This window comes from Flavobacterium luteolum, assembly GCF_027111275.1.
GTDB lineage: Bacteria > Bacteroidota > Bacteroidia > Flavobacteriales > Flavobacteriaceae > Flavobacterium > Flavobacterium luteolum.
Genome location: NZ_CP114286.1, coordinates 956662 through 980699, shown reverse-complemented (window position 1 = coordinate 980699; position 24038 = coordinate 956662). Strand labels below are relative to the sequence as shown.

Here is a 24038-nt window from a genome sequence, read left to right as displayed (position 1 = left end):
TATGTTTCCCAAAAAAATAGCTGTTTTAATTTCGTTTTTGCTGATTTCTCTGATTTCGAATTCACAAACTCAAAATTCTAATAAAACTTTTTTATACCAAGGTCGAATTGATAAACTTCAAAACGATGAGGTTATTTTAATTGGAACGGCTTCTTCGGTAACTTTTAATTTTTTCGGAAATGAATGTGCAATCTCACTTCAAAGCGTTGATTCATACGAACATCATAACTATGTTCAACTGGTTTTGGATGGAGAATATATAGGAAAGATTAGAATTGAAAAAGGAGCGGTTCAGTCATTTCCAATCAAAGTTACTTCTAAGCAAAAAGAACATCGACTAGAAATCTACAAAAATACAGAAGCACAAAGCGGCAATATTTTGTTTGCAGGAACAACTGCAAAACTGACTACAATTTCATTTCAAAAGAAAAAGAAAATCGAGTTCATTGGCGATTCTATTACTTGCGGTGCTGCGAGCGATCCATCGGATGTTCCTTGCGATAAAGGCGAATATATGGATCATCATAATGGGTATTATGCTTATGGGCCAACACTTTCGCGCGCAATTCGTGTCGATTATTTAATGAGCTGTGTTTCGGGAATAGGAATGTACAGAAATTGGAACGATGAGCATAAAGACGAAGCCATAATGCCAGATGTTTATCCCAATTTATATTTGACAAAAGAGGCTTCAAAACCGAAATACGACTTTGGGTTTCAGCCCGACATTATCAGTATTGCCTTAGGAACAAATGATTTTTCTGGTGGAGATGGTAAAAAAGAACGCTTGCCATTTAATCCAGAAAAGTATGTTTCGAATTATATCGACTTCATCAAAATGCTTTACAAACACAATCCGAATACACAGATTGTAATTACAAATAGTCCAATGGTTGGCGGAGAAAGAGCAGTTGTTTTTGAAGATTGTCTGAATAAAGTTAAGAACGCTTTTGCGAATGATAAATCACACAAATCAATTAAGATTTTCAAGTTCAAACCAATGACACCAAATGGATGTTCAGGTCATCCAGATATGGCAGATCATAAGGTTTTGGCAGAGGAATATGGCCCATTTTTAAAGAAGTTGCTAAATGAAAAATAATATTTTTAAGTTTGTTTTCTTTCTATTGATTTCCAGTACTATGATGGCAAATGTGTCGCTTCCGAATATTTTTGGTGATAATATGGTTTTACAGCGCAACTCTCAAGTGAAAATTTGGGGTTGGGCGAATCCAAAAGAAGAAATCAAACTAATTTCTAGCTGGAATAATCAGGAATATAAAACTGTTGCCAATAATCAGGCAAAATGGGAAATTACCATTAAAACTCCAGAAGCAGGAGGACCGTTTACAATTTCGATAAAAGGCTATAATGAAGTGGTTTTAAAAAACATTTTAATTGGCGAAGTCTGGCTTTGTTCCGGACAATCGAATATGGAAATGTCGGTGAGCTGGGGAATTGATGATGGCGAAGAAGAAATGAAAAATGCTACAAATCCTAATATTCGTTTTTTCACAGTTCCGAAATTGACTGCTGAGAATCCGCAGAATAATTTGCTGGGAAATTGGACAGAATCGACTCCAGAAACCATGAAATATTTTAGCGCTGTTGGTTACTTTTTTGCAAAACGCTTGCGCGAAGATTTGCAAAACGTCCCAATCGGATTAATTTCTTCAAATTGGGGCGGAACTCCCGCAGAAATTTGGATGCCTGCAGAAGTCGTAAATAACGATCCGATTTTATTGGAAAACGCCAAAAAATTAAACGAACAAGAATATGGACCAAGACAACCTGGAAGAGCTTACAATGCCATGATATATCCAATCATAGGATTTAAAATTGCAGGAACGCTTTGGTATCAAGGAGAGTCGAATGTAGGTTCTTTGGTTTATGATAAAACTTTGGCTGCTTTAATTACTTCATGGAGAAAAGAATGGAAAGACGATTTTCCTTTTTATTATGTTCAGATTGCACCATTTAAAACCGGAAAGAACAATTTTTCTAATGTGACAGTTAGAGATTCGCAGAGAAAATTATTGAAAGAAGTTCCGAAAACAGGAATGGTGGTAATCAGTGATATTTCGGATACGATTGATATTCATCCAAAAAATAAAAAATCGGTTGGAATTCGTTTAGCGAATTTGGCTTTGGCAGAAAACTACAAAACCAATTCTAGTTTGGTTAATGGGCCTATTTTTAAGGGAATTAAAGTGGATAAAAATACAGTAACAGTTTCTTTTCACTACGGAGACGGATTATACTTTAAAGACAAAAAATCGAATCAATTTGAGGTTGCGGGAATAGATGGAGTTTTCTATCCAGCCGAAGCTTCGATTAAAAATAACGAAGTGATTTTGACAAGTAAGAAAGTAGCTTCTCCAGCAAAAGTGAGATTTGCATGGGGAAATACGATTCAGTCAGATTTGTTTAATAAAGCGAATTTGCCTGCTTCTTGTTTTGTTTCTGAGTGAGTCTATAAAGAAGAAAGAAGCAAGATTTTAGATTTTGATTTGCTTTGTCAGGCTTAGCGAAGTCGAAGCCCGCAAAGTGAGACACAAAGTTTGTCATTCTGAGAAACGAAGGATCACACATGTAACTCCACAAAGATTAGCGGAGTTCTATGCGGAGCTTCTAGTGTGATCCTTCGTTCCTCAGGATGACAAGATGACCAAAACGTTCTTTTGAAAACGATTTGCGTGAGGGATAGAAGTGGAAAGCCCACAGCCGTGAGGAACGAACAGGCGAGGACTTGAAACGGATAGCCCGACCCGCTTTTTTCAGCGGGGCACGCCAAAATATAAAAACTTAGAATCTTAGCGTCTCAGAACCTTAGAAAAAAAACTAACTAAACCACAATGAAAAATAAACAAATACTAATTATTGGGGTATTTTCCCTGTTTACTGTTGGAAATATGAATGCACAAAAAAAGCCGTATCTGGATAAGAATAAAACTGTTGAGCAGCGTATTGATTTGCTTATACCGTTAATGACATTGGAGGAAAAAGTAGGGCAGATGAACCAATATAATGGCTTTTGGGATGTTACGGGACCTGCGCCAAAAGGCGGAACAGCTGAGTTAAAATACGAACATTTAAGAAAAGGATTGGTCGGATCAATGCTGACGGTTCGTGGCGTGAAAGAAGTGCGCGCGGTGCAGAAAATTGCGGTGGAAGAAACCCGTTTGGGAATTCCATTAATTATTGGTTTTGACGTAATACATGGCTATAAAACGTTAAGTCCGATTCCGTTGGCAGAAGCGGCAAGTTGGGATTTGGAAGCGATTAAAAAATCGGCGGCGATTGCAGCAGATGAAGCTTCGGCATCTGGAATCAATTGGACTTTTGGACCAAATGTTGACGTTGCGAACGACGCGCGTTGGGGACGTGTGATGGAAGGCTCGGGAGAAGATCCATACTTAGGAAGTAAAATTGGATATGCAAGAGTTAAAGGTTTTCAAGGAGAAACTATAGCTGATATGGCTAAAGTAAATACGATCGCGGCTTGTGCGAAACATTTTGCGGCTTATGGTTATGTTGAAGCGGGATTGGAATATAATATTGTAGACATTAGTAATTCGAAATTGTACAATTCGGTTTTGCCTCCTTTTGAAGCAACGGTTGACGCTGGAGTTCGAACGTTTATGAATTCGTTTAATACTTTGAATGGTGTTCCTGCGACTGGAAGCGCTTTTTTGCAAAGAGATATTTTAAAGGGAAAATGGAAGTTTGACGGATTTGTGATTTCTGATTATGCTTCAATTCGTGAAATGATAGCGCACGGTTATGCAAAAGACGAAGCCGATGCAACGGCAAAAGCAGTAATTGCAGGTTCTGATATGGATATGGAATCGTATTTGTATGTGGCGAAATTAGTTGATCTGGTAAAATCTGGAAAAGTAAAAGAAGCTTTGGTCGATGATGCGGTTCGCAGAATTTTACGTGTCAAATTTGAATTGGGTTTATTTGATGATCCGTACAGATATTGTGATGAAAAACGCGAAAAAGAAGTTGTTGGAAGCAAAGCGAACAACGAAGGCGTTTTGGATATGGCGAAGAAATCGATCGTTTTACTGAAAAATGAAAAGAATTTGCTTCCGCTAAAGAAATCTGGACAGAAAATTGCTTTGATTGGAGCGTTGGCAAATGATAAAAACAGTCCGTTGGGAAGCTGGAGAATTGCAGCTTCTGATGATACTGCAGTTTCTGTTTTAGAAGGAATGCAGCAATATAAAGGCAATCAGCTAACTTTTGAAAAAGGAGCTGATTTATTAAAACAAAAAGCGACTTTCTTAACTGAAACCGTTTTCAATACAATAGATAAAAGCGGATTTGAAGCAGCTAAAAATGCAGCAAAAAATGCCGATGTTGTGGTGATGGTTTTAGGTGAATACGGTTTTCAAAGTGGTGAGGGAAGAAGCAGAACTGATTTGAATCTGCCAGGTTTACAGCAGGAATTATTAGAAGAAATCTATAAAGCAAATCCAAATGTGGTTTTGGTTTTAAATAATGGCCGTCCGTTGAGTATTCCATGGGCTGCAGAAAATGTTCCGGCAATTGTAGAAGCTTGGCATTTAGGTACGCAGGCTGGAAATGCAATTGCGCAGGTTTTATACGGAGATTATAATCCGAGTGGGAAATTGCCAATGTCGTTTCCTAGAAATGTTGGGCAAGTTCCAATTTATTACAACAAATACAGCACAGGAAGACCAACTGACAGTGATAAAAATGTTTTCTGGTCGCATTATATGGATGTGGAGAAAACGCCTCAGTTTCCGTTTGGTTTTGGTTTAAGCTATACAACTTTCGATTATAAAAACTTGAAGTTGAATAAAACTGCTTTTGCAAAAGGTGAAAAAGTTCAGGTAAGCGTTGAGGTTACAAATTCAGGAAATTATGATGGAAAAGAAGTGGTGCAATTATACATTCATGATGAATTTGCAAGTATCGTTCGGCCAATAAAAGAATTGAAGGGTTTTGAATTGGTTAATTTGAAAAAAGGTGAAACTAAAACGATAAACTTTACTTTAACCGATAAGGAACTTGGGTTTTATGATAATGAAGGAAATTATTTGGTAGAACCGGGAACGTTTAAAATCATGGTTGGAGGAAGCTCTGATAAAGGTTTGCAGAGTGCTTTTGAAATTAAAGAGTAGCTTTTTTGAGGGACAAAGAAGCAAAGTGACAAAGGTTCAGAGTTTTTTCGCCACGAATTCACGAATTAATTGATTTGTAATTCGTGAGTTCGTGGCGATATATTTTTAATATATTTCTAAAATCATTAATTCATCGTTTTGAATAAATGATTCTATAATTTCCTTTTTTGAAATTAAGAGTTCCGAAAGTTCTTTAGTATTTTTATTGAAAGTCTTTAAAATAATCACTTTTGGAGGAACACCTTTTAGAAGTAATAATTTTTCAAAATCATCATCATGTGTAAGTATGGTAAAACTATTTTTTTTAGCATACTCCCAAATTTCCAAATCTTTTGCGGGTTGATTTACTGGAATATCTTTAGAATGGAGACAAGTACGAAAACTACTTTCAATAAGTTTGGTTATTCTCCAAGAAATATTGGCGTCTAAGAGCAGTTTCATTATGCTGCGACTATTTTGGTAATGTTTTCTCTGTTGGCCGCAAAAGCTAAAGCTGCAAGAATATGTTCTTTATTTAATTCAGGGAAATCTTCAATAATTTCTTCAAAAGACATTCCTGTTGATAGCCATGAAAGAATATCTGAAACACAAATTCTAGTTCCCGTGATTACAGGTTTACCAAATCTTATATCAGGATTTATCGAAATTAAATTTTGCCAGTTATTATTCATAATTTAAGAATTTAAACAAATTTACAAAATTAAAAATGAATTGGGTTTTTAATAGATGCCATGATAAAAATTTACATGTAAGTATTTTATTATAGAAAAACTATTTTGGTTTATGCTTTTATTTTATCTTTGATAGACAGCTATTTAAATGTTTTTTAATTGGCAATTCAAGGTAAGCTGAAAACTTTATAGAGTAGGCAAGATTTTAAAATAGTATTATGGAACATTCTTTATTTAAAAAAGTGAAAGCAGCAATTGATTATTGGTACATTCCGTTATTAGTGGGAATACTTTTTGTAATCATCGGATTTTGGTCTTTTGCCACACCTGTAAAAGCATATTTAACTTTGGCATTTTTATTTAGTGTGTCGTTTCTGGTCAGCGGAATTTTTGAAATTATTTTTGCGCTTTCAAACAGAAAAAAAATAGACAATTGGGGTTGGACACTGGTATCAGGAATTATAGGTTTAGGTGTTGGAATCGTATTAATTGCTAATCCGTTAGTTTCGGTAACACTTTTGCCACTTTATGTTGGATTGGCTATTTTGTTTCGTTCTATAATGGCTATTTTTATGGCTTTTAATTTAAAGAGCTATTCGGTTCCAGATTGGAAAAATCTTTTAGGATTAGGGATTTTGGGAGTGTTGTTTTCGTTTTTATTATTATGGAATCCTATTTTTGCTGGACTTTCAATAGTATATTGGACTGCTTTTGCTTTCATCGCAAGCGGTATTTTTTATATTTATTTTTCTTTCAAACTGAAAAGACTACACGATTTAGAATAAAGAGTATCGTTTGTTCTTTAACTTTTAATACATTAAAAAAGAATTAGATTTTAATTTTCTCTCGCAGATTTAGCAGATCAAGTAGATTTTTTTAATCTCCAAAATCTGCTAAATCTGCGGGAGTTTTTTGTATTTTTAAAATCTATTAAAAACTCCAACTTTTAAATTAAAACAATGAAATATAACAGATGCGGAAAAAGCGGTTTGCTGCTTCCTGAAATTTCTTTAGGATTATGGCACAACTTCGGTTCGGTTGATAATTTTGAAAATGCCGAAAGTATTGCCATTGAAGCTTTTGATAAAGGAATTACCCATTTTGATTTAGCGAATAATTATGGGCCAGTTCCAGGTTCTGCTGAGGAAAACTTTGGTAAAATCTTGTGGCATAATTTTCAAGGGAATCTTCGTGATGAAATCGTAATTTCTACTAAAGCAGGTTATACCATGTGGAAAGGTCCTTATGGAGATTGGGGTTCGAGAAAATATCTATTGTCAAGTTTAGATCAGAGTTTGAAACGAATGAGCATTGATTATGTCGATATTTTTTACTCACACCGCCCAGATCCAGAAACGCCAATTGAAGAAACCATGATGGCTTTGGATCACGCTGTTAGAAGCGGAAAAGCTTTGTATGTTGGAATCAGTAATTATTCTGCTGAGCAAACCAGAGTTGCGGTCGATGTTTTAAAGCAATTGGGAACGCCTTGTTTGATTCATCAAGCAAAATATTCCATGTTGGAACGTTGGGTTGAAAATGGCTTGTTAGATGTTTTAGAAGAAAAAGGAGTAGGCTGTATTGCTTTTTCACCTTTAGCACAAGGACTTTTAACGGATAAATATTTAAAAGGAATTCCTGAAAACTCACGAGCGCATAATCCAAATGGGCATTTGAAAGAAGATGAGGTGACGCACGAAAGAATCCAGAAATTAATCCAGCTGAATGAAATTGCTCAGAATAGAAATCAGTCTTTGGCACAAATGGCTTTGGCTTGGTTGCAAAAAGATAAACGAATTACTTCTGTTTTAATTGGAGCAAGTTCTGTAAAACAATTGTGTAATAATATTGACTGTTTACAGAATACTGAATTTTCGCAAGATGAATTGAATGCGATTGAGAAGATATTGTCTTAATTGTGAATTGTTAATTATAAATTGTTAATTATAAATTGTTAATTATAAATTGTTAATTATAAATTGTTAATTATAAATTGTTAATTCGTAAAAATACATAATCGTAGATACGCTTCTATGCGTCGACGTCATGTTTAGATATTATAAACCCGACAGGTTTTTAAAACCTGTCGGGTTTGTTTATAGAAATGGATTTTATTTTATAATCATCGCCAATCCTCCACCGTTTGCTAAACGATATTTTAGTTTAGTTGTCGAGTCAATAGTAATCATTTCTTTTTTATAATCAGTTGCAGCTTTGTCGGCATTTATACCATCAGAGAAAATTTCGGCTTGGAATTTTTTGCCTTTTTCAAGGAAAGAAAAATCAATTGTTACTTCTCTAGAATCCCAATTTGTTATTGCGCCTAAGTACCAAGTATTTCCTTTTCTTCTAGCAATAGAAACATATTTTCCAACTTCACCGTCTAAGGAAACAGTTTCATCAAAAGTCGTAGGAACTTTAGCGATAAAATCAGTACTTTCTTGCTCTTTCATAAAAGCGGTCGGACTGTCGGCCATCATTTGTAAAGGCGCTTCAAAAATAGTGTATAGTGCCAATTGGTGACATCTCGTTCCTTGACTCATTGGAGTTGAATGACTTGGCTTGAATTCGCTTTTTGTAGCATTTCGCATAGCGCCTGGCGTATAATCCATTGGACCCGCCATCATTCTAATAAACGGAATTGTGGTATCGTATAACGGAACATCATCATTTGGTGTCCATTTATTGTTTTCTAAGCCTTTTACACCTTCAAAGTTTAAAATATTTGGATATGTTCTCTGAATTCCAGTTGGTTTGTACATTCCGTGAAAATCGATTATCAATTTATGATTGGCTGCTTTTTGTGCAATATCATAAACCGAATTTACCATTTTGGCATCGTCGCGGTCAATAAAATCTACTTTAAAGCCCTTTACGCCTAGTTTTGCATAATTGTCAAAAACGGCTTCTGTTTTATCGTTTATTGCCATCCACGAAGCCCACAAAATAATGCCAACGTTTCGTTCTTTCGCGTAAGCGATTAAAGCTTCCAAATCGACATTTGGATTGTGTTTCATAATGTCGGTTTCAATACTCCAGCCTTCATCCAAAACCACATATTCGACTTTGTTTTTAGACGCAAAATCAATGTAATATTTATATGTCTGCGTATTAATTCCAGCTTTAAAATCTACGTTGTAAATATTCCAGTCGTTCCACCAATCCCAAGCTACTTTTCCTGGTTTTATCCATGAAATATCCTTTATTCTAGAAGGTTCTGCTAATTTCTGAACCATATCATTATTGGCCAAAGCCGCATCATTTTCAGAAATGACAATCGCTCTCCACGGAAAAGTTCTCGTTCCTTTTGTTTTTACCAAATAATCGGCTCTTTCGGTAATCAGTTTGTTGAGGTAATTAAAACCGCCGTTGGTTTCTTGAGTAGGGTATTTAGAAAAACGAGATTCAAAGCCAGTTTTGTTTTTATTATTGGTTACAAAAAGTCCCGCATAATCTTCTAGATCAGCTTCTAAGAAAATGGCTTTTTTATGGTTTTTATAATCAATTAGAAAAGGTAAGAATGCCAAAGTGTCTTTAGAAAACTCGCTGATTTTTTTGTTTTCATAGTGCGATTCAAAAGAAGAAATAAACTGATCTTTCGGATTTCTTAAATCACGTACATACGGCATCAAAGTATTATAATCCTTGTCGAAATTTAGCACCACTTCTTCGTCTTTAACAGTAATCTCTTTTTTCTTTTTTGTGATGAATCGATACGCTGCCCCATCATCAAAAACACGAAATTCGAGAGCGAAATCATTTTTAAAATTTAGAATCAGTTTGTTGTATTGATCTTTTACGGTTTTCTTTTTGTAAAAAGGTGTTTCAAAAGAAGTATTTACATTTTCTTTTTTTGAATTTAAAATAACTGGATTTTTTCCTAAAACCTCATTTTGATATAAAGTAATCGACATTTCAGACGTAGCCAAAATCAAATCTTTTTCATGCGAAATTGACCAAGAGATTTTATCATTCACAGCAATTTTAACTTCGATTTTTCCGTCGGGAGATTTCAGAATAAAGTCTTGTTTCTTTTGTGAAAAAGAGATGTTCAGAAATAAAAAACAAAAAAGAATAAATATATTTTTCATGCTGTGCTTTTTTATCAAATTTCGATTTTGTTATTCTGTAGAGGCGCACCGCAGTGCGTCTACGTTCAGTTTACGACGCGTATAATCGTTGCGTAAGACGCACTGCGGTGCGTCTCTACAGAAAATAGAGATGAATGATTCTTTTATTTCTTTAATTCTACGTTGTATTTTTTTACAATTTCTAATGTCGATTTATCTCCATTAAAAACAGAATTCAACCCTTGTGGTTCTTGTGGAGGATCTGTTGTAAAAGGCTCTCCGGGATTCCATTTTCCGTCTGGGTGAATTGCTTTTCCTTCACCCCCATAACCCCAGAAATTGGCAGCTCTTAACGGACCATTGTTTTTAACGCTTTCAGCGACTCTTCCAAAAATGTAGCTGTAAAATTGATTTCTGTAAACAGAAGATGCTCCCGAATTCAGATTTTCATTTTCTCTCGGAAGTCCAAATTCTTCAATGATTATGGGTCTTTTCAGATTGTTTGCCACTTTTATATGATCGTCAATATATTTACCAGCGTTTTCAATAGTTTTTGGCATTGTCGCTTCGGCATTATCGGCTTTAAACCAATTCCAGTTTTTAGGCCAGATATGCATCGTCAAATAATCAATGTTCGGATTTTGATGTGTTCTTTCGAAGATTTCCATGCTGTCGTTCGAACTATTTTTTCCTTCAGAGCCTGTCGAAACCAAATGATTTTTGTCTAAACTATCAATCAAATCCACAATGTTATTGAGCCATTTTGTGAATTTAACTTCATTTTCTACCGTAAAAAGTCTAGGTTCGTTTCCAACCTGCCAAGACATAATCGTGTTGTCTTCGTTATATTTCTTTTTAGAATAGGCATTTGTTCTTCCAATAATAAACTTCACGTGATTGTTTAAAGCTTCCATGCAAGGTTCACAGCTATGAAATTGTTCTGTGTACGACATAAACTGTGGCCAAGTATTCGGCGGAATATTCGGAACAGGAACTGGACCTTTACCATTCCATTCCAAATATTGCGACATTCCGCCCGACCATTCCCAGTTATTGGTCAAGTATAAAACGGCGTACATACCTCGTTTGCTCATTTCGTTAATCAGAAAATCCAATCCATCCAATAAATCTTCATCATATTTTCCTTCTTCATATTGCAGTGCTGGACGAACTGTAAAATCATATTTTCCGCCATCAGCACCAACTAAAACCCGTAAATTATCGATTCCGTTTTTCTTCATTAAATCCAATTCGCGCAAAAGTCTTTTACGATCGCCTATTTTTTTAGAAGCCAACATACTTCCATACCAATAATTGGTACCAATATAAGCGTACGGTTTATCACCTTTGTAAAATTCATTTCCTTTTACGGTTATTTTTTCCTGCGCCTGACAAGCAATTGTAGTAAAAATTAAGGCCAATGAAAGGGTTTTAAAGAATCTGTTTTTCATAATTTATATTTTAAGGAGCTAATCCCGCTATACGCTATATCTTTTATGGTGAACCCCACCATAAAAGGATGCCGCTTCTATCGGGGCTAGGGCTTTACGTTCTGTAAGACGTTTTGATTTTTATTTGAAACCTTAATTCTCAATTCGATGAATAAGTTCTAGGCAAGCACGGCCATTATGATAGGGACATTTCCAGAATCCAGCTTTGTCTTTTTTTATTATACTATAATCGCCATAAATTCCCCAATACCATTCTCCGTTTTGCCGGTCGATCATGTGTTTTTTTATGAATTTCCAGTTTTTGTAAACAATATCCAGATATTCTTCTTTTCCTGTTAATTGATAAGCATTATAAAAACCAATTAAGGCCTCAGCCTGTGGCCACCAATGCTTTTCGGCAATTAACTCATTTTTTTCAGGATCAAATTCGTACCATAAACCGCCATCAGTATCTAAACCTTCTTTGGTTACTTCTGCAATTTGAATGGCATGTTTTTTATAATTGGCAATCAAAGTTTCATTTTCTGAAATTTCGGCACATTGCTGTAAAAGCCAAGCTGCTTCAATATCATGTCCGTATGAAATAACATCTGGTTTTTCTTTCCAATTTTCATCAAAAAACAAACGCAAATGTCCCGTTTCGGTATTGATAAAATATTTTTCGATGGTTTCTAGTAATTCGATAATAGTAGCAAGCAGTTTTTCATCTTTCCAAACTTTATATAAATTCACATAACCTTCAATAATATGAAGATGTGTATTCATGGTTTTCTTTTCATTGGCATCTTTTGCACTCAATCGCAAATCTTCAATTGGCTGCCAATCTCTTGTGAAAGCTTCAAAATACCCTTTGTTTATAGGATCGTAACTGTGTTCCTCAATTTTTAGATAGAGTTTCTTAGCAATTTCTAAAGCTCTTTCTTCATTTGAAATCGAATAATATTCAGACAATCCATAAATCGCAAAGGCTAAAGCATAAATCTGGTTTTTGGTGTCTTTTGGAGTTTTATCCTCATTAATACTCCAAAAAAGACCTCCAAATTGGGTGTCATAAAAGTAAGCTACAAGAAACTCAAATGCCCTTTCTGCCAGTTTTTTGTGGTTTTTGTTTTTTGTGGTTTTGTAGCTGGCAGAGAATGTCCAAAGAATTCGGGCGTTTAAAACCGAACCTTTTTCGGCATGGGCAATCAGATGATCGTTAAAATCGATTTGACCAGCAAAACCACCATTTTTCTCATCAATAGTTCGTTGCGACCAATAGTTTAGAATGGAATCCAGTTCTGCGGTTAGTTCCGATTTTAAAAGCTTTAGTTGTAATGACACGGTATTTTTAGATTGCGTTATTTTTTTCGATTTGATTAATAATCGTTTGAACTGAACCTGCAGAAATAAAAGTATCTGCGGGAGTATTAATCACATAATCAACCAATTTATCAACTGTAGAAACTGCCACATGCATTCTTGTATCAGACGAAGCATAATATATGTAAACTGTTCCGTTTTCGCCTTCAATCCATCCGTTAGAAAACAAAACATTCGAAACATCGCCAACTCTTTCAATTCCTTCAGGTCCCATAAAATGTCCTGCAGGAACATGTGTTACTTTCGAAATATCATTCAAATCGGTCATGAACATGTATAAAGTGTAGCGTAATCCTGCAGCCGTATTACGAACTCCGTGGGCTAAATGTAACCAGCCTTTTGAGGTTTTAATTGGAGCCGGACCCAAACCATTTTTCAATTCATAAATGGTATGATATTGTTTTCCAAAAATAATTTTTTCGTCTTTTACAACTGGATTTTTCATGTCTTCAACATAACCTAAACCAATTCCGCCGCCTGACCCAACATCAATAAAACCATCTTGCGGACGTGTGTATAAAGCATATTTTCCGTCTACAAATTCAGGATGCAACACTACATTTCGCTGCTGTCCAGTATTCGAAATTAAATCAGGAAGTCTTTCCCAGTTTACTAAATCTTTAGAACGAACAATTCCAGCATTGGCAACAGCCGAACTTGTATCACCTTTTGGAGCTTTTGGATCTTTTCTTTCGGTACAGAAAATTCCATACACGTAACCGTCTTCGTGATTGATCAGACGCATGTCGTATACGTTGGTGTCAGGTTCTTCTGTTTGCGGAATTACGCAAGGTTTATCCCAAAATTTGAAATTATCTATTCCGTTTGGACTTTCTGCAATGGCAAAAAACGATTTTCTGTCAATTCCTTCTACACGAACAGCAAGTAAATATTTGCCATTCCATTTCATTGCTCCAGCGTTGAAAGCGGCATTTACGCCAATTCTTTCCTGTAAAAACGGATTTGTGTTTTCGTTAAAATCAAAACGCCAGTTTAAAGGAACATGAGCAGCAGTAACAACAGGGTTTTTATAGCGTTCGTAAATACCGTTTCCTGCAATTTTTTGCGGTTCATTTTTTTGCTCAATCAGCGTTTTATGTTCTTTTTCTAATGCCGATTTTCTTTCTTGAAAATGGACTGAAGATGTTATTGTTGTCATATAAATTGATTTCTATGTCTTTATTTTTTTATTGATTTTGATCTCTTTTTTCGTTTAAATCCTGTTCTATAATCTGTAGTTTTTCTTCTGATAGAGGGTAAAATGCGATAAAAGCTACTGAGATTGCGGCCGCAATTGCTGGCAGTATGCTTAACATTAATTGAATTCCGTTTTGAGCTGTTGCGGTTTGCTCGACATTGGCCTGAAAACCGTAATATCCTAAAAGCCATCCTGCTCCAGCACCACCTATTGTCCATCCGAATTTTTGTGACATTGAGGATGCTGAAAATACCAATCCTGTTGCTCTGCGTCCTTGTTTCCATTCTGAATAGTCAGCGCTGTCGGCATACATTGACCAGATTAATGGGAAAATACAGCCCGCGCAAATACTAATTAAAATTTGGAAACTCATAATTAAGAAAACATCTTCTTTTCCGAATAAATAGAAAACAAGACTTAAAATTGCTGCTAAAGCCATTGCTCCAAAAAAGGTTTTCTTTTTACCAATTTTATTAGCAATTGGCGTTGCAATGATTACTCCAATAATGTTTGCTGCTTGTCCTAATACCAAATAAATAGAGGTTGGAGTCATGTGAAAATCGGTTCCGAAAAGCGAAAAATCGAAATTTACAGCACTGCTTACATAATATTTAAAGTAATAAACCGCAGCTCCGTCACGAATTGAATTGAATACCAAAGCTCCAATTCCTGCTCCCAATAAAATCCACCAAGGTTTATTTTTCCAAAGATCTTTTAAATCTTCTTTTAAGTTGTTTTGTTCGTCTGCAATAGGTTTGATTCTTTCTTTTGTAAAGGCAAAACAAGCCCAGAAAAATGCTGTGGTAATTAAACCGAAAACAGCAATTGTTGCCAGCCAGCCCGTTTTAGAATTTAAATTTCCTCCAAAATAATTCACCAAAGGTTCAATTAGCCAAAGTGCCAATAAACTTCCTCCAAAAGCAAAAACCATTCGGTAAGACGAAAGTGTATTTCTTTCTTTTCTATCAGATGACATTACGCCCAAAAGTGATGCATAAGGAACGTTGATCAAAGAATATATCATCATCATTAATGAATAAGTCACGTATGCGTAAATGATTTTTCCTTTTTCGTCAAAATCTGGAGTGTAAAAAGTTAAAACTCCAATTACGGCAAAAGGTATCGCTACCCAAAGTAAGTATGGTCTAAATTTTCCCCATTTGCTTTTGGTTCTGTCAGCCAGTATTCCAACAATTGGGTCAAAACAAGAATCCCAGATACGGGTAATTAAAAACATGGTTCCGACTACAGCAGGTGCCAATCCGAAAACGTCGGTGTAGAAAAACAGTAAATACATACTGAAAATTTTCCAGAACATAGATGAAGCAGCGTCTCCAAGTCCGTAACCGATTTTTTCTTTTAAACTAATTTTGTCGTGCATTGGTTATTTTTTAAGGTTTTAATTTATTTTGGGGCAATTATTTTAACTCGTTTGATAAAATTATTTTTAACACATAGAAACATAGCTTTTAGGAATTTACTAAAGGCGTTTCACTTAGAATAATACACATAGAACTATGTTTTAAAGCTTGCTTTTTCTTTAACCTCAAACAGAAGCAGTAAAAATCTATGTTTCTATGTGTTGAAATTAAATTTTGTTCTATTTCGCTTAATTGATCATTTTAATTTTTTCTGAATGTCTTTTTCAAAGATAGTCTGATCGAGATTGTAAAAATCAACAAAATCTTTTTCGCTTACTTGTCCAGAAAATGGCGCATAATAATGCATTTTTTGTTCTTTTTCTTGCCAGCCATGATTTCTCCACATCAAGACATAAGAAATTTTATAATCTCCAATTGCTTTTAGTAAAGTTCCTGTCCACCATTTTGGATCTGGAACGGCTTCGTAACCAGCTTCGGCCAGTGCCATTGGTTTGTTTTTTTGAAGACAAATCTCATTTAAAATCTTAAATTGTTTTTGAACTTCACTTATAAATTTTTCACCATTCGGGTCATCATTGTTTTGATAAGTATCAAAACTTAAAATATCGGCATAATCATCTCCAGGATAATTGGCTAAAAAGTCTGCTTCGCTATTAAAACTCCCAGTATTGTATACATATATCAAGTTATGAACGCCTTTTTTCTGCAAATAATCAACTGTAAATTTCCAAGCCGTTTTAAATTCCTCTGGAGTGCAATTTCCTTTTCCCCACCAAAACCATCCGCCAGTAAACTCATGAAAAGGTCTAAAAAGTATCGGAATGCTCTTTCCGTTTTTATCTTTTAAAGACAAAAAGAAAGCCGAAGCTTTATCTAGCCAAGAAGTAAATTTTTTATGATTTTCGGCACCAGGCAAAATTGTTTTTAAAGAATTAGGAACGTTATCCCAAGCATTTTTTCCAGTTGCAGGATTATCAAAGTGCCAGCTTATGGTAGAAATTCCGCCTCTGGCATTGGCATCAATAATATATTGTTTCATTTTAGCAAAAGGAACGCCGTCAATATTATTAGGTTTATTATTTTCTAAACCTGCAATATCCCATCCATAAACAGCTGGATAATCGCCTACAACATCTTTTATGTCGCTTCGTCCATCTTCATATTTCCATTTTACACCGTAAGCTAAATCGTCTTGATGTCCAAACAGAAAACCTTTTTTCGATAATGTATTTAGGTTTTTATAAAGTGATTGCGTTTCTGGAGTGGCTTTTTTATCTGAAAGTGACAAAATTGTATTACTGTTGTTTTTTTGAGATTCGCAGGAAGTGCTTATCAAAACAGCAGTTAGGAGCATAATAAAATGTTTTTTCATTGTCGGATTATTGGTTGTTAATGGCGCTAAACGATAAATATACAATGATTTATGATTTGAAAATCTACTGTTTGTATTACTCGAAAATTCTTTAGCGATTACTCTTTAAAATTATTAAAACTATAAAAAGATATTCGATTAAAAATGATTAATGTTTATTATTAATATTCTTTTTAAAGAAATGATAATTAATTTTTTCAAAGATAAACGGATGATAATAGTGTAATTAATATTATTTTATCAATTATATATCATATTATTGCAGTCAAAAATATACACATTACTTTCCTGAAAATAGTTTTAAGATGGGTACTACGAAAAATTTTTATAGAGAAATTGCACCGCTTGCTGCGGGTGACAGCTTTTTGGTTTTTGATCGTGTAAAAGATAGTTTTGATTTTCCGGTGCACTATCATCCGGAATTTGAGATTAATTTTATCCTGAACGGAAAAGGGGTTAAGCGAGTTGTGGGAGATAATATTGAAGAAATTGATAATGTCGAATTGGTTTTGATTGGTCCGAATTTATATCACGGCTGGGAATTGAATAAATGCACAAATAAAAAAATACACGAAATTACGATTCAGTTTCACAACGATTTATTTCATGAATCTTTACTTGCAAGACGTATTATGAATCCGATTCGGGACATGTTTAACCGATCGATCCATGGAATTTTGTTTTCAAAAAAAACTGCCGAAGAGCTGACGCCAAGGCTTGTGAGGCTTTCAAAACTGGACGGGATGGATTATTTTCTTGAAATAACGTCTTTATTATATGATCTTGCCAATTCTAGAAATCAGCGTCTGCTTTCGACTTATACCGTCGATTATGATACGTTTGATGATTATGATAAAATGAAATTGGTTTATGAGTATGTGCAGAAACATTTTGCTGAGAAAATCACTTTAGAAGACGTGGCAAATGTGGCGAGTATGTCAATTATTTCTTTTAACCGATTTATAAAAAAACGTACAGGAAAAACTTTCGTCAATTATATAAATGACATTCGAATTGGTTATGCAGCACGTTGGTTGGTTGAGAAAGATATGAGTGTTTCTGAGGTTGCATTTAAATCTGGTTTTAATAATATAGCCAATTTTAACCGTAGTTTTAAAGCGACTAAAAATTGTACTCCAAGTCAGTATCGCGAAGAATTTTCTGGTTTGAAACGCATTTTATAGTGATACTTTTTTATCACTTGTAAATATTATTTTTAGCGAAATCGTTTTCTTTTCTAGATTTCATTAGTTTTTATTCATGGTTGAGTTGTTTAAGAGGGTTGTCTTTGCGAATAATTCAATTTTTATCCGTATTTATTTTGATATGTGTTTTTTAAATCGATTATAGTAAAAATATTATCATTAAATGATATAATACTATTGATTTGATAATGGTCTCTGTTATAGATTTGTTAAATAATTTAAGAGTAACTTTTCCCTGGCATTTACTTTAAGATTATGCAATAAACAAATTTAACTAACCAAACACTTATTATGAAAAAACTAATTACTAGCTTCATTCATTGGAGGGCTGACCACAGAGCCGTTCCTTTGATATTATTTTTGTTACTGACCAGTAATTTTATTACAGCACAGGTAAAGGTTTCTGGAACAGTATCTGACGAGAAGGGGTTGTCTATTCCTGGCGCCAACATCATGGTTACAGGTACAAAAAAAGTAGCCTCGACAGATTTTGATGGGAAATTTTCTATAGAAGCACCCGCAAATTCTACTCTTTCTATTTCATTTATTGGCTACGTTACACAGACAGTCAACATAAAAAATGGAGGAACATTCAACGTGATTTTAAAACTGAGCGCTGAAGATTTGCGTGAAGTATTGGTAAATGTAGGATATAGAAGTGTAAAGAAAAAGGATTTGACAGGCGCTATTTCTACTGTTACTTCTAAAGATATTGCAGACTCTCCACAAGTATCTGTAGATCAATTGTTGCAAGGACGTGCTGCTGGGGTAACAGTTACGAACAACTCTGGACAGCCAGGAAGTAGTGTGTCAGTTAAAATACGTGGAACTACTTCTATTTCTGGAACCAATGAGCCATTGTATATTGTTGATGGCATTCCTATTTCTGGAGATGCTGCCAATACTGCAACTGGAGGTTCTATAGTTACAGGTTATTTGGGAACAAATACAGGAAACGTAACTTCGAGCCCAATCTCTTTTTTAAATCCGAATGACATTGAAACGATGGATATTTTGAAAGATGCTTCTGCAACTGCTATATATGGTTCTAGAGCGTCGAATGGAGTTGTTATTATTACTACAAAAAGAGGTAAGAAAGGAACAGGAAAAATCACTTTTGATTCTTATTTCTCTATTCAAAATGTAACTAACTTGTTAGATACTATGACTTTGAGTCAATATGCTGCACAGCAGAATGCTTTGGCTGCTGTTTATGGTGTGGCGCCGAGAGACGAATTTGCTGTTCCGTCTGTTCTTGGTAAAGGAACAAATTGGCAAGATGAGATTTATAAAACGGCTATAATGAATAATTATCAGGTTTCGTTTTCTGGTGCAAAAGATGGTACAAACTATTATATTTCTGGAGGTTATACCAATCAGGAAGGAATTGTTATAGGTTCTGCTTTTAAAAGATATAATTTTAAAACAAATGTTGATAGCAAAATAAAAGATTGGCTAACAGTTGGAGTGTCTGTTGGTGCTGGTATAACAAATGAAGATATTACTATAAATGGAGCGAGTAATGGTATTATCAGTACTTCTATTTTATCTACTCCAGATGTTGCGGTAAAAGATACAAATGGTAATTATTCTGGTCCGCCAGCAGACGGATCAATTGGAGTTTGGATCAATCCTGTGGCTTCGGCTTTGATGAATACCAATAAATTAATCAAAAAGAATTTCTTGGGAAATTTTTATGCGAGCTTTAGAATTGCAAAAGGATTGGAATATCGATTTGATTTTGGAGGCTCTACAAATGTTGATAATTTTGAAGGTTTTCAGCCTACTTATAAGTGGGGCTCAGCGGTTAGAGAAACCAATATGCTGACAGAAAGAGCAAGCAATTGGTATCAGCTTAATGTTAAAAACCTTTTGACATATAAAGCTGATGTAGGGAATCATCATTTTAACGTCTTAGCTGGTCAAGAGGCAAATGATAGTCATTGGTTTGGAAATTCGCAATCTGTTTCTGGGTTATTGAGTAATGATATTCATTCTATTAGTTTAGGAGATCCTGATTCAGTTGTTGCTTCAGAATATAAAGGAAGTTCTGCTTTGTATTCTTTCTTCGGATCTTTTAATTACGATTATGATAATCGATATGGTTTGCAGGCAACTATGAGAGCGGATGGAAGTTCAAATTTCGGGCCAGGTCAAAAATGGGGTTACTTTCCTTCGGTTTCAGGTTATTGGAAACTTTCGAACGAAAAGTTTATGGAAGGAACGAGAGAATATATTGATAATATCAAGTTCAGAGGTGGATATGGAGAGACTGGAAACCAAAATATTGGCGGTGGCGGTTACATGAGTACTGTTCGTGCAATAAAATCGGCAATGGGTAACTTCTTTACGGTTAATAATATTGCAAATCCAGATCTAACTTGGGAAACTTCTAAACAAACCAACTTTGGTTTAGATTTTACACTTTTCAAATCAAAACTTCAAGCAACATTTGATGTATACAAAAAAGAATCTGAAGGATTTTTATTTGTATTGCCATTGCCGTACTACGTTACAGGTACAGATGCTTATCAAGGTGGTTTAGGAGCGCCAAGCGTAAATTTAGGAAGTTTAAGAAATCAAGGTTTTGAAATGACTTTAGATTATAATGAAAAGTTCGGAAAAGACTTTTCTTGGAATTCAAAAGTAATTTTCTCTACAAATAAAAATAAATTGTTGAGTCTACAAGACAATTTTGATTTGACAAAAGATGTAATGCTTAATGATTATACGACTAAAGCAGTAACCAAAACTGTAGTTGGTCAGCCGGTTGGACAGTTTTACGGATATCAAGCAGTTGGTATTATCAGAACAAACGAGCAATTGGCCAATGCACCAATTCCTTTTACAGGAAATAAAGCGGTAAAAAGCCAGTTGGGAGATGTGGAGTATGTAGATCAGAACAAAGATGGTTTGATTGATGATAAGGACTTAACCTATATTGGTAACCCAGCACCGAAATTTACTTATGGCTTCAACAATACTTTTAAATATAAAAATGTTGATTTAGGTGTCTTCTTACAGGGATCTTATGGCAATAAAGCAATGAACCTAACAAGACGTGCTGGTACAAAAAACCAACGTTTGTATGAAAATCAGTTGGCAGAAGCTGCAGATTTTTGGACACCAGAAAATACCGATGCAAAATATCCAAGACCTGATGGAGGAGACGGACATCCAAATATTGCAATCTCTGATCGTTATGTAGAAGATGCTTCTTATTTAAGAATCCAGCAAGTTACTTTAGGATATAATATGCCTTCAGATGTGATTTCAAAAGCGAGCATTAGTAAATTAAGATTTTACTTTGGTATTCAAAATCTTTACACATTTACCAAATATACAGGCTATGATCCTGAAATTGGATCATATAACCAAGATCCATTATTATCTGGAATCGATTCAGGGCGTTACCCAACCAATCGTAGTTTCACTTTTGGAATGAATTTAGAATTTTAATTACTACTCTTATGAAAAAATATATCAATATAAAGACCTTAGTTTTATTCTTAACGCTAGGTTTGGCAACTACTTCTTGCAGCGAAGATTTTTTGGATCGCCCATCTGAAGATAGTTACAGCAGTGACCAGTTTTATAATACTGATGAGCAGGTTGCAAGAACTACTTACGGAATGTATGGTGCAATGTGGGCTCCTTATTATACTAAAAACTTTTACGCATTGTCAGAACTGTCATCAGGGAATTGTTTGGCTTATGCTGATGGGCCAGAATTGATTCAGTTTAAATTGACTTCTGATAGTCCAATATTGTTAGATCCTTGGAGAGCTTGTTTTGCAATTATAGCGCAAGCCAATAACTTAATTAACAATATTGAAAAAAATGCCACAGCAGATGTGAATAAGGCAGTTATTAAAAACACAATTGCAGAAGCACATTTTTTTAGATCGATCGCGTATTTTTATTTGGTTCGTTTGTATGGACCAGTGCCTATTATAGAAGATAATTTGGCTTTGGCAAAAAATCCAATGGTAAATACAAATAGAATTGAAGACGTTTATACCTTCATTGAAAACGATTTAAAATTTGCCGCAGCAAATCTTAAATCAAAAATTAGATCTAGAACTCCTAGCGGAGACAATATTTTTGTAACTCAAGGTTCTGCTGAAGCATTTTTAGCCAAAGTATATTTATATGAAAAGAAATATGCAGATTCTAAATCAATGGCTGAAAAAGTAATCAATTCTGGTGAGTTCGATTTGATGCCAAACTTCGGAGATTTGTTTCTGACAAGTAGAAATAATAACCAAGAGTCTATTTATTCTTGGCAGTGGTCAGGAGCTATCAATACTTATGGAGGAGGAAATTTTTCGAATATTCAATATGGTTTAGATATTTTAAATGATAACGCTTCATACGGTGCTACTTATGTGCCGAGTAATGATGTTCAGGATGCTTTTGAAATCGGAGATTTAAGAAGAAAAGAGTCTTTTATGATTTATGGAGATTCTTATCCTAACATTAAAGGAGATGGTGTTGTCGGTTTTGTTATGGATAAAACGAAATATCCAGATGCATTAGCCAATACAGGAGCAGCGGTTAAGAAATATGTTGTTGGGCAAGTGACTAGCGAAACAGGACCAGCTGATGGATGGGGAGGAATGAATAACTGTAATTATATTATGCGTTATGCCGATCTTTTATTAATACATGCCGAAGCAACTATGGCTGGAGCTGATGAAACTACAAACGCTGCAGCAAAAGAATCATATAACAAAGTGAGACTTAGAGCAGGTCTTGGCATTTTAGGGACTAATGTTCCTTTAACAAAAGCGGCTTTATTTCATGAGCGTAGAGTTGAATTTGCTTTTGAAGGAGAATTTTGGTTCGATTTAGGAAGACTGCCACGTCAGGAAGCAATCAATATAATTTCTAAGCAAGATAGAGGTTTCGATTCTCAAGGTGTAATACATTATACGCCAACGCCAACTGATTTTATTTATCCAAAACCAGATGTCGAAGTTAGAAAAAATCCAAAATTGAAAGAGGCACCAGTTCCTTACACTTTCAAATAATTTTTTAAAAGTAAATCACTATGAAAAATATAAAAAATAGCATGTTATTGAAGTTGTATTTTTTGGCTTCGATTTCAATTTTCCTCTTCGCTTCCTGTTCAAATGATGATTCGGCAAGTTCATCTGGAAAACTCGAAGTAACAGGTATAAGCAGATCTGTTGTTGACGATCCTTTGGTTGAAGGTGATAGAAAAGTAGATGTTCCTACAGATGTTATTAATGCAGGAAACTACTATATCATTAGAGGATCTGGTTTTTCGACATTACAATCAATTTCATTCAACGGATTAGAGTCTTATTTTAATCCCACATTCGTAACAGACAATGCAATTGTGGTTTTAGTAGATTCAAAAACGCCATACTATAATGAGATGGACGAAATGAAGATCGTAACCGGAAAAGGCACCTTGAGCTATAAAGTAGCGATTAGACCCCCAAGTCCTAATATTACAGGATTTCCTGTTAATCCAAATCCAGGAGATATCATTACCATTACAGGTGAATATTTCTTGCGTCCTGTAGTTAATTTTGGAGACATCCAAGTTGAGCCAATATCTTCTACATTGACAGAGATTCAGGTTAAAGTTCCTGAGGGAAGTTACTTGAAAAGTTTATCTGTAACAAATGTATCTGGAACAACAGTAGCTCCAGAAACAATAGGTTCGGGAATTTATGATGATGCCTCCACAAACATTTGGGGTTGGGAAGATTTATGGGATGATAACAACGAGCTTGATAAGGCTTATACTAAGGATGTTAAGCAAGGATTAAAATGTATTCAATGGAAGTCGGGAGAATGGGATGGTTATGTAATCGGAATTAATAACTGGTCTTATCATGATACAGATAAATTTAAGGCTATACGATTTTGGATTAAAGGTGAAAAAGCAGGAAAAGTGAAGTTTTTTGCTAATGATGTTAATGTTGAAGCTAATACTGAAATAATTGAAATCAAAAGCTCATGGACTTATTTTGAAATACCATATACTGCAGTCGGAAGCCCTACAGAAATATCTAATATAGGATTTCAAGAATTTGGAGGATTTGGAGGTAATGTTATCTATTTAGATAATATTGGATTTGTATTGAAATAATTGGGTGGGATTCGAAAATAAATTTCGATTCTTAAACTGAGTTTGTT

17 protein-coding genes are annotated in these 24038 nt (G+C 34.7%); 9 read left to right on the top strand and 8 right to left on the bottom strand.

Annotated elements, in window-relative coordinates; genetic code table 11:
* The first annotated feature begins 1 nt into the window (after position 1).
* The 3 genes from OZP10_RS03820 to bglX all read left to right on the top strand — a co-directional run bounded on the left by OZP10_RS03820 (position 2) and on the right by bglX (position 5153).
* Positions 2 to 1102 (top strand): SGNH/GDSL hydrolase family protein, encoded by a 1101-nt coding sequence (locus OZP10_RS03820; RefSeq protein ID WP_281633600.1) that lies wholly within the window; start codon positions 2 to 4, stop codon positions 1100 to 1102.
* Positions 1092 to 2471 (top strand): sialate O-acetylesterase, encoded by a 1380-nt coding sequence (locus tag OZP10_RS03815; RefSeq protein ID WP_281633599.1) that lies wholly within the window; start codon positions 1092 to 1094, stop codon positions 2469 to 2471. Before OZP10_RS03820 ends, OZP10_RS03815 begins: the two co-directional genes overlap by 11 nt.
* Positions 2472 to 2855: 384 nt before the next feature.
* Positions 2856 to 5153, top strand: coding sequence for a beta-glucosidase BglX (bglX, locus tag OZP10_RS03810; protein WP_281633598.1), 2298 nt, complete (start codon positions 2856 to 2858; stop codon positions 5151 to 5153).
* Between the two features lie 105 nt (positions 5154 to 5258).
* On the opposite strand, the gene OZP10_RS03805 is transcribed toward bglX, so the two are convergent.
* Positions 5259 to 5594, bottom strand: a complete 336-nt coding sequence (locus OZP10_RS03805) for a DUF5615 family PIN-like protein (protein ID WP_281633597.1) — start codon at positions 5592 to 5594, stop codon at positions 5259 to 5261.
* Entirely contained in the window at positions 5594 to 5824 is a 231-nt protein-coding gene (locus tag OZP10_RS03800; protein ID WP_281633596.1) for a DUF433 domain-containing protein, read from the bottom strand. The genes OZP10_RS03805 and OZP10_RS03800 overlap by 1 nt, the downstream gene beginning before the upstream one ends.
* A gap of 218 nt (positions 5825 to 6042) precedes the next feature.
* Between OZP10_RS03800 and OZP10_RS03795 the strand changes: the two genes are divergently transcribed.
* Together OZP10_RS03795 and mgrA are read left to right on the top strand one after the other, a co-directional pair.
* The gene (locus tag OZP10_RS03795) at positions 6043 to 6609 is read left to right on the top strand and encodes an HdeD family acid-resistance protein (RefSeq protein ID WP_177212427.1); all 567 of its coding nucleotides are present in this window, start codon (positions 6043 to 6045) and stop codon (positions 6607 to 6609) included.
* A gap of 174 nt (positions 6610 to 6783) precedes the next feature.
* Positions 6784 to 7740 (top strand): L-glyceraldehyde 3-phosphate reductase, encoded by a 957-nt coding sequence (mgrA, locus tag OZP10_RS03790; RefSeq protein WP_281633595.1) that lies wholly within the window; start codon positions 6784 to 6786, stop codon positions 7738 to 7740.
* Between the two features lie 195 nt (positions 7741 to 7935).
* Here the strand turns inward: mgrA and OZP10_RS03785 are convergent, their stop codons facing one another.
* The 6 genes from OZP10_RS03785 to OZP10_RS03760 form a co-directional block, all read right to left on the bottom strand.
* Entirely contained in the window at positions 7936 to 9915 is a 1980-nt protein-coding gene (locus OZP10_RS03785; RefSeq protein ID WP_281633594.1) for a retaining alpha-galactosidase, read from the bottom strand.
* Positions 9916 to 10058: 143 nt separating this feature from the next.
* The gene (locus OZP10_RS03780; protein ID WP_281633593.1) at positions 10059 to 11345 is read right to left on the bottom strand and encodes a glycoside hydrolase 5 family protein; all 1287 of its coding nucleotides are present in this window, start codon (positions 11343 to 11345) and stop codon (positions 10059 to 10061) included.
* 132 nt (positions 11346 to 11477) lie between these two features.
* Positions 11478 to 12668 (bottom strand): AGE family epimerase/isomerase, encoded by a 1191-nt coding sequence (locus tag OZP10_RS03775; protein WP_281633592.1) that lies wholly within the window; start codon positions 12666 to 12668, stop codon positions 11478 to 11480.
* Between the two features lie 7 nt (positions 12669 to 12675).
* Positions 12676 to 13866 carry a glycoside hydrolase family 130 protein gene (locus tag OZP10_RS03770; RefSeq protein WP_281633591.1) on the bottom strand — a complete coding sequence of 397 codons (1191 nt, stop codon included), beginning with the start codon at positions 13864 to 13866 and terminating at the stop codon, positions 12676 to 12678.
* A 28-nt stretch (positions 13867 to 13894) separates the two neighbouring features.
* Positions 13895 to 15286: an MFS transporter gene (locus OZP10_RS03765; RefSeq protein WP_281633590.1), complete on the bottom strand. Its 1392-nt coding sequence runs from the start codon at positions 15284 to 15286 to the stop codon at positions 13895 to 13897.
* Positions 15287 to 15522: 236 nt separating this feature from the next.
* The gene (locus OZP10_RS03760; RefSeq protein WP_281633589.1) at positions 15523 to 16659 is read right to left on the bottom strand and encodes a glycoside hydrolase family 26 protein; all 1137 of its coding nucleotides are present in this window, start codon (positions 16657 to 16659) and stop codon (positions 15523 to 15525) included.
* A gap of 305 nt (positions 16660 to 16964) precedes the next feature.
* Between OZP10_RS03760 and OZP10_RS03755 the strand changes: the two genes are divergently transcribed.
* The 4 genes from OZP10_RS03755 (at position 16965) to OZP10_RS03740 (ending at position 23991) form a co-directional block, all read left to right on the top strand.
* Positions 16965 to 17843 (top strand): AraC family transcriptional regulator, encoded by an 879-nt coding sequence (locus OZP10_RS03755; protein WP_177212433.1) that lies wholly within the window; start codon positions 16965 to 16967, stop codon positions 17841 to 17843.
* A 312-nt stretch (positions 17844 to 18155) separates the two neighbouring features.
* Complete coding sequence (locus OZP10_RS03750) at positions 18156 to 21323, top strand: SusC/RagA family TonB-linked outer membrane protein (RefSeq protein WP_281633588.1); 3168 nt, start codon at positions 18156 to 18158, stop codon at positions 21321 to 21323.
* A gap of 11 nt (positions 21324 to 21334) precedes the next feature.
* Complete coding sequence (locus OZP10_RS03745; protein ID WP_281633587.1) at positions 21335 to 22897, top strand: RagB/SusD family nutrient uptake outer membrane protein; 1563 nt, start codon at positions 21335 to 21337, stop codon at positions 22895 to 22897.
* Positions 22898 to 22917: 20 nt separating this feature from the next.
* Positions 22918 to 23991 carry an IPT/TIG domain-containing protein gene (locus OZP10_RS03740; RefSeq protein ID WP_281633586.1) on the top strand — a complete coding sequence of 358 codons (1074 nt, stop codon included), beginning with the start codon at positions 22918 to 22920 and terminating at the stop codon, positions 23989 to 23991.
* Positions 23992 to 24038: the final 47 nt, after the last annotated feature.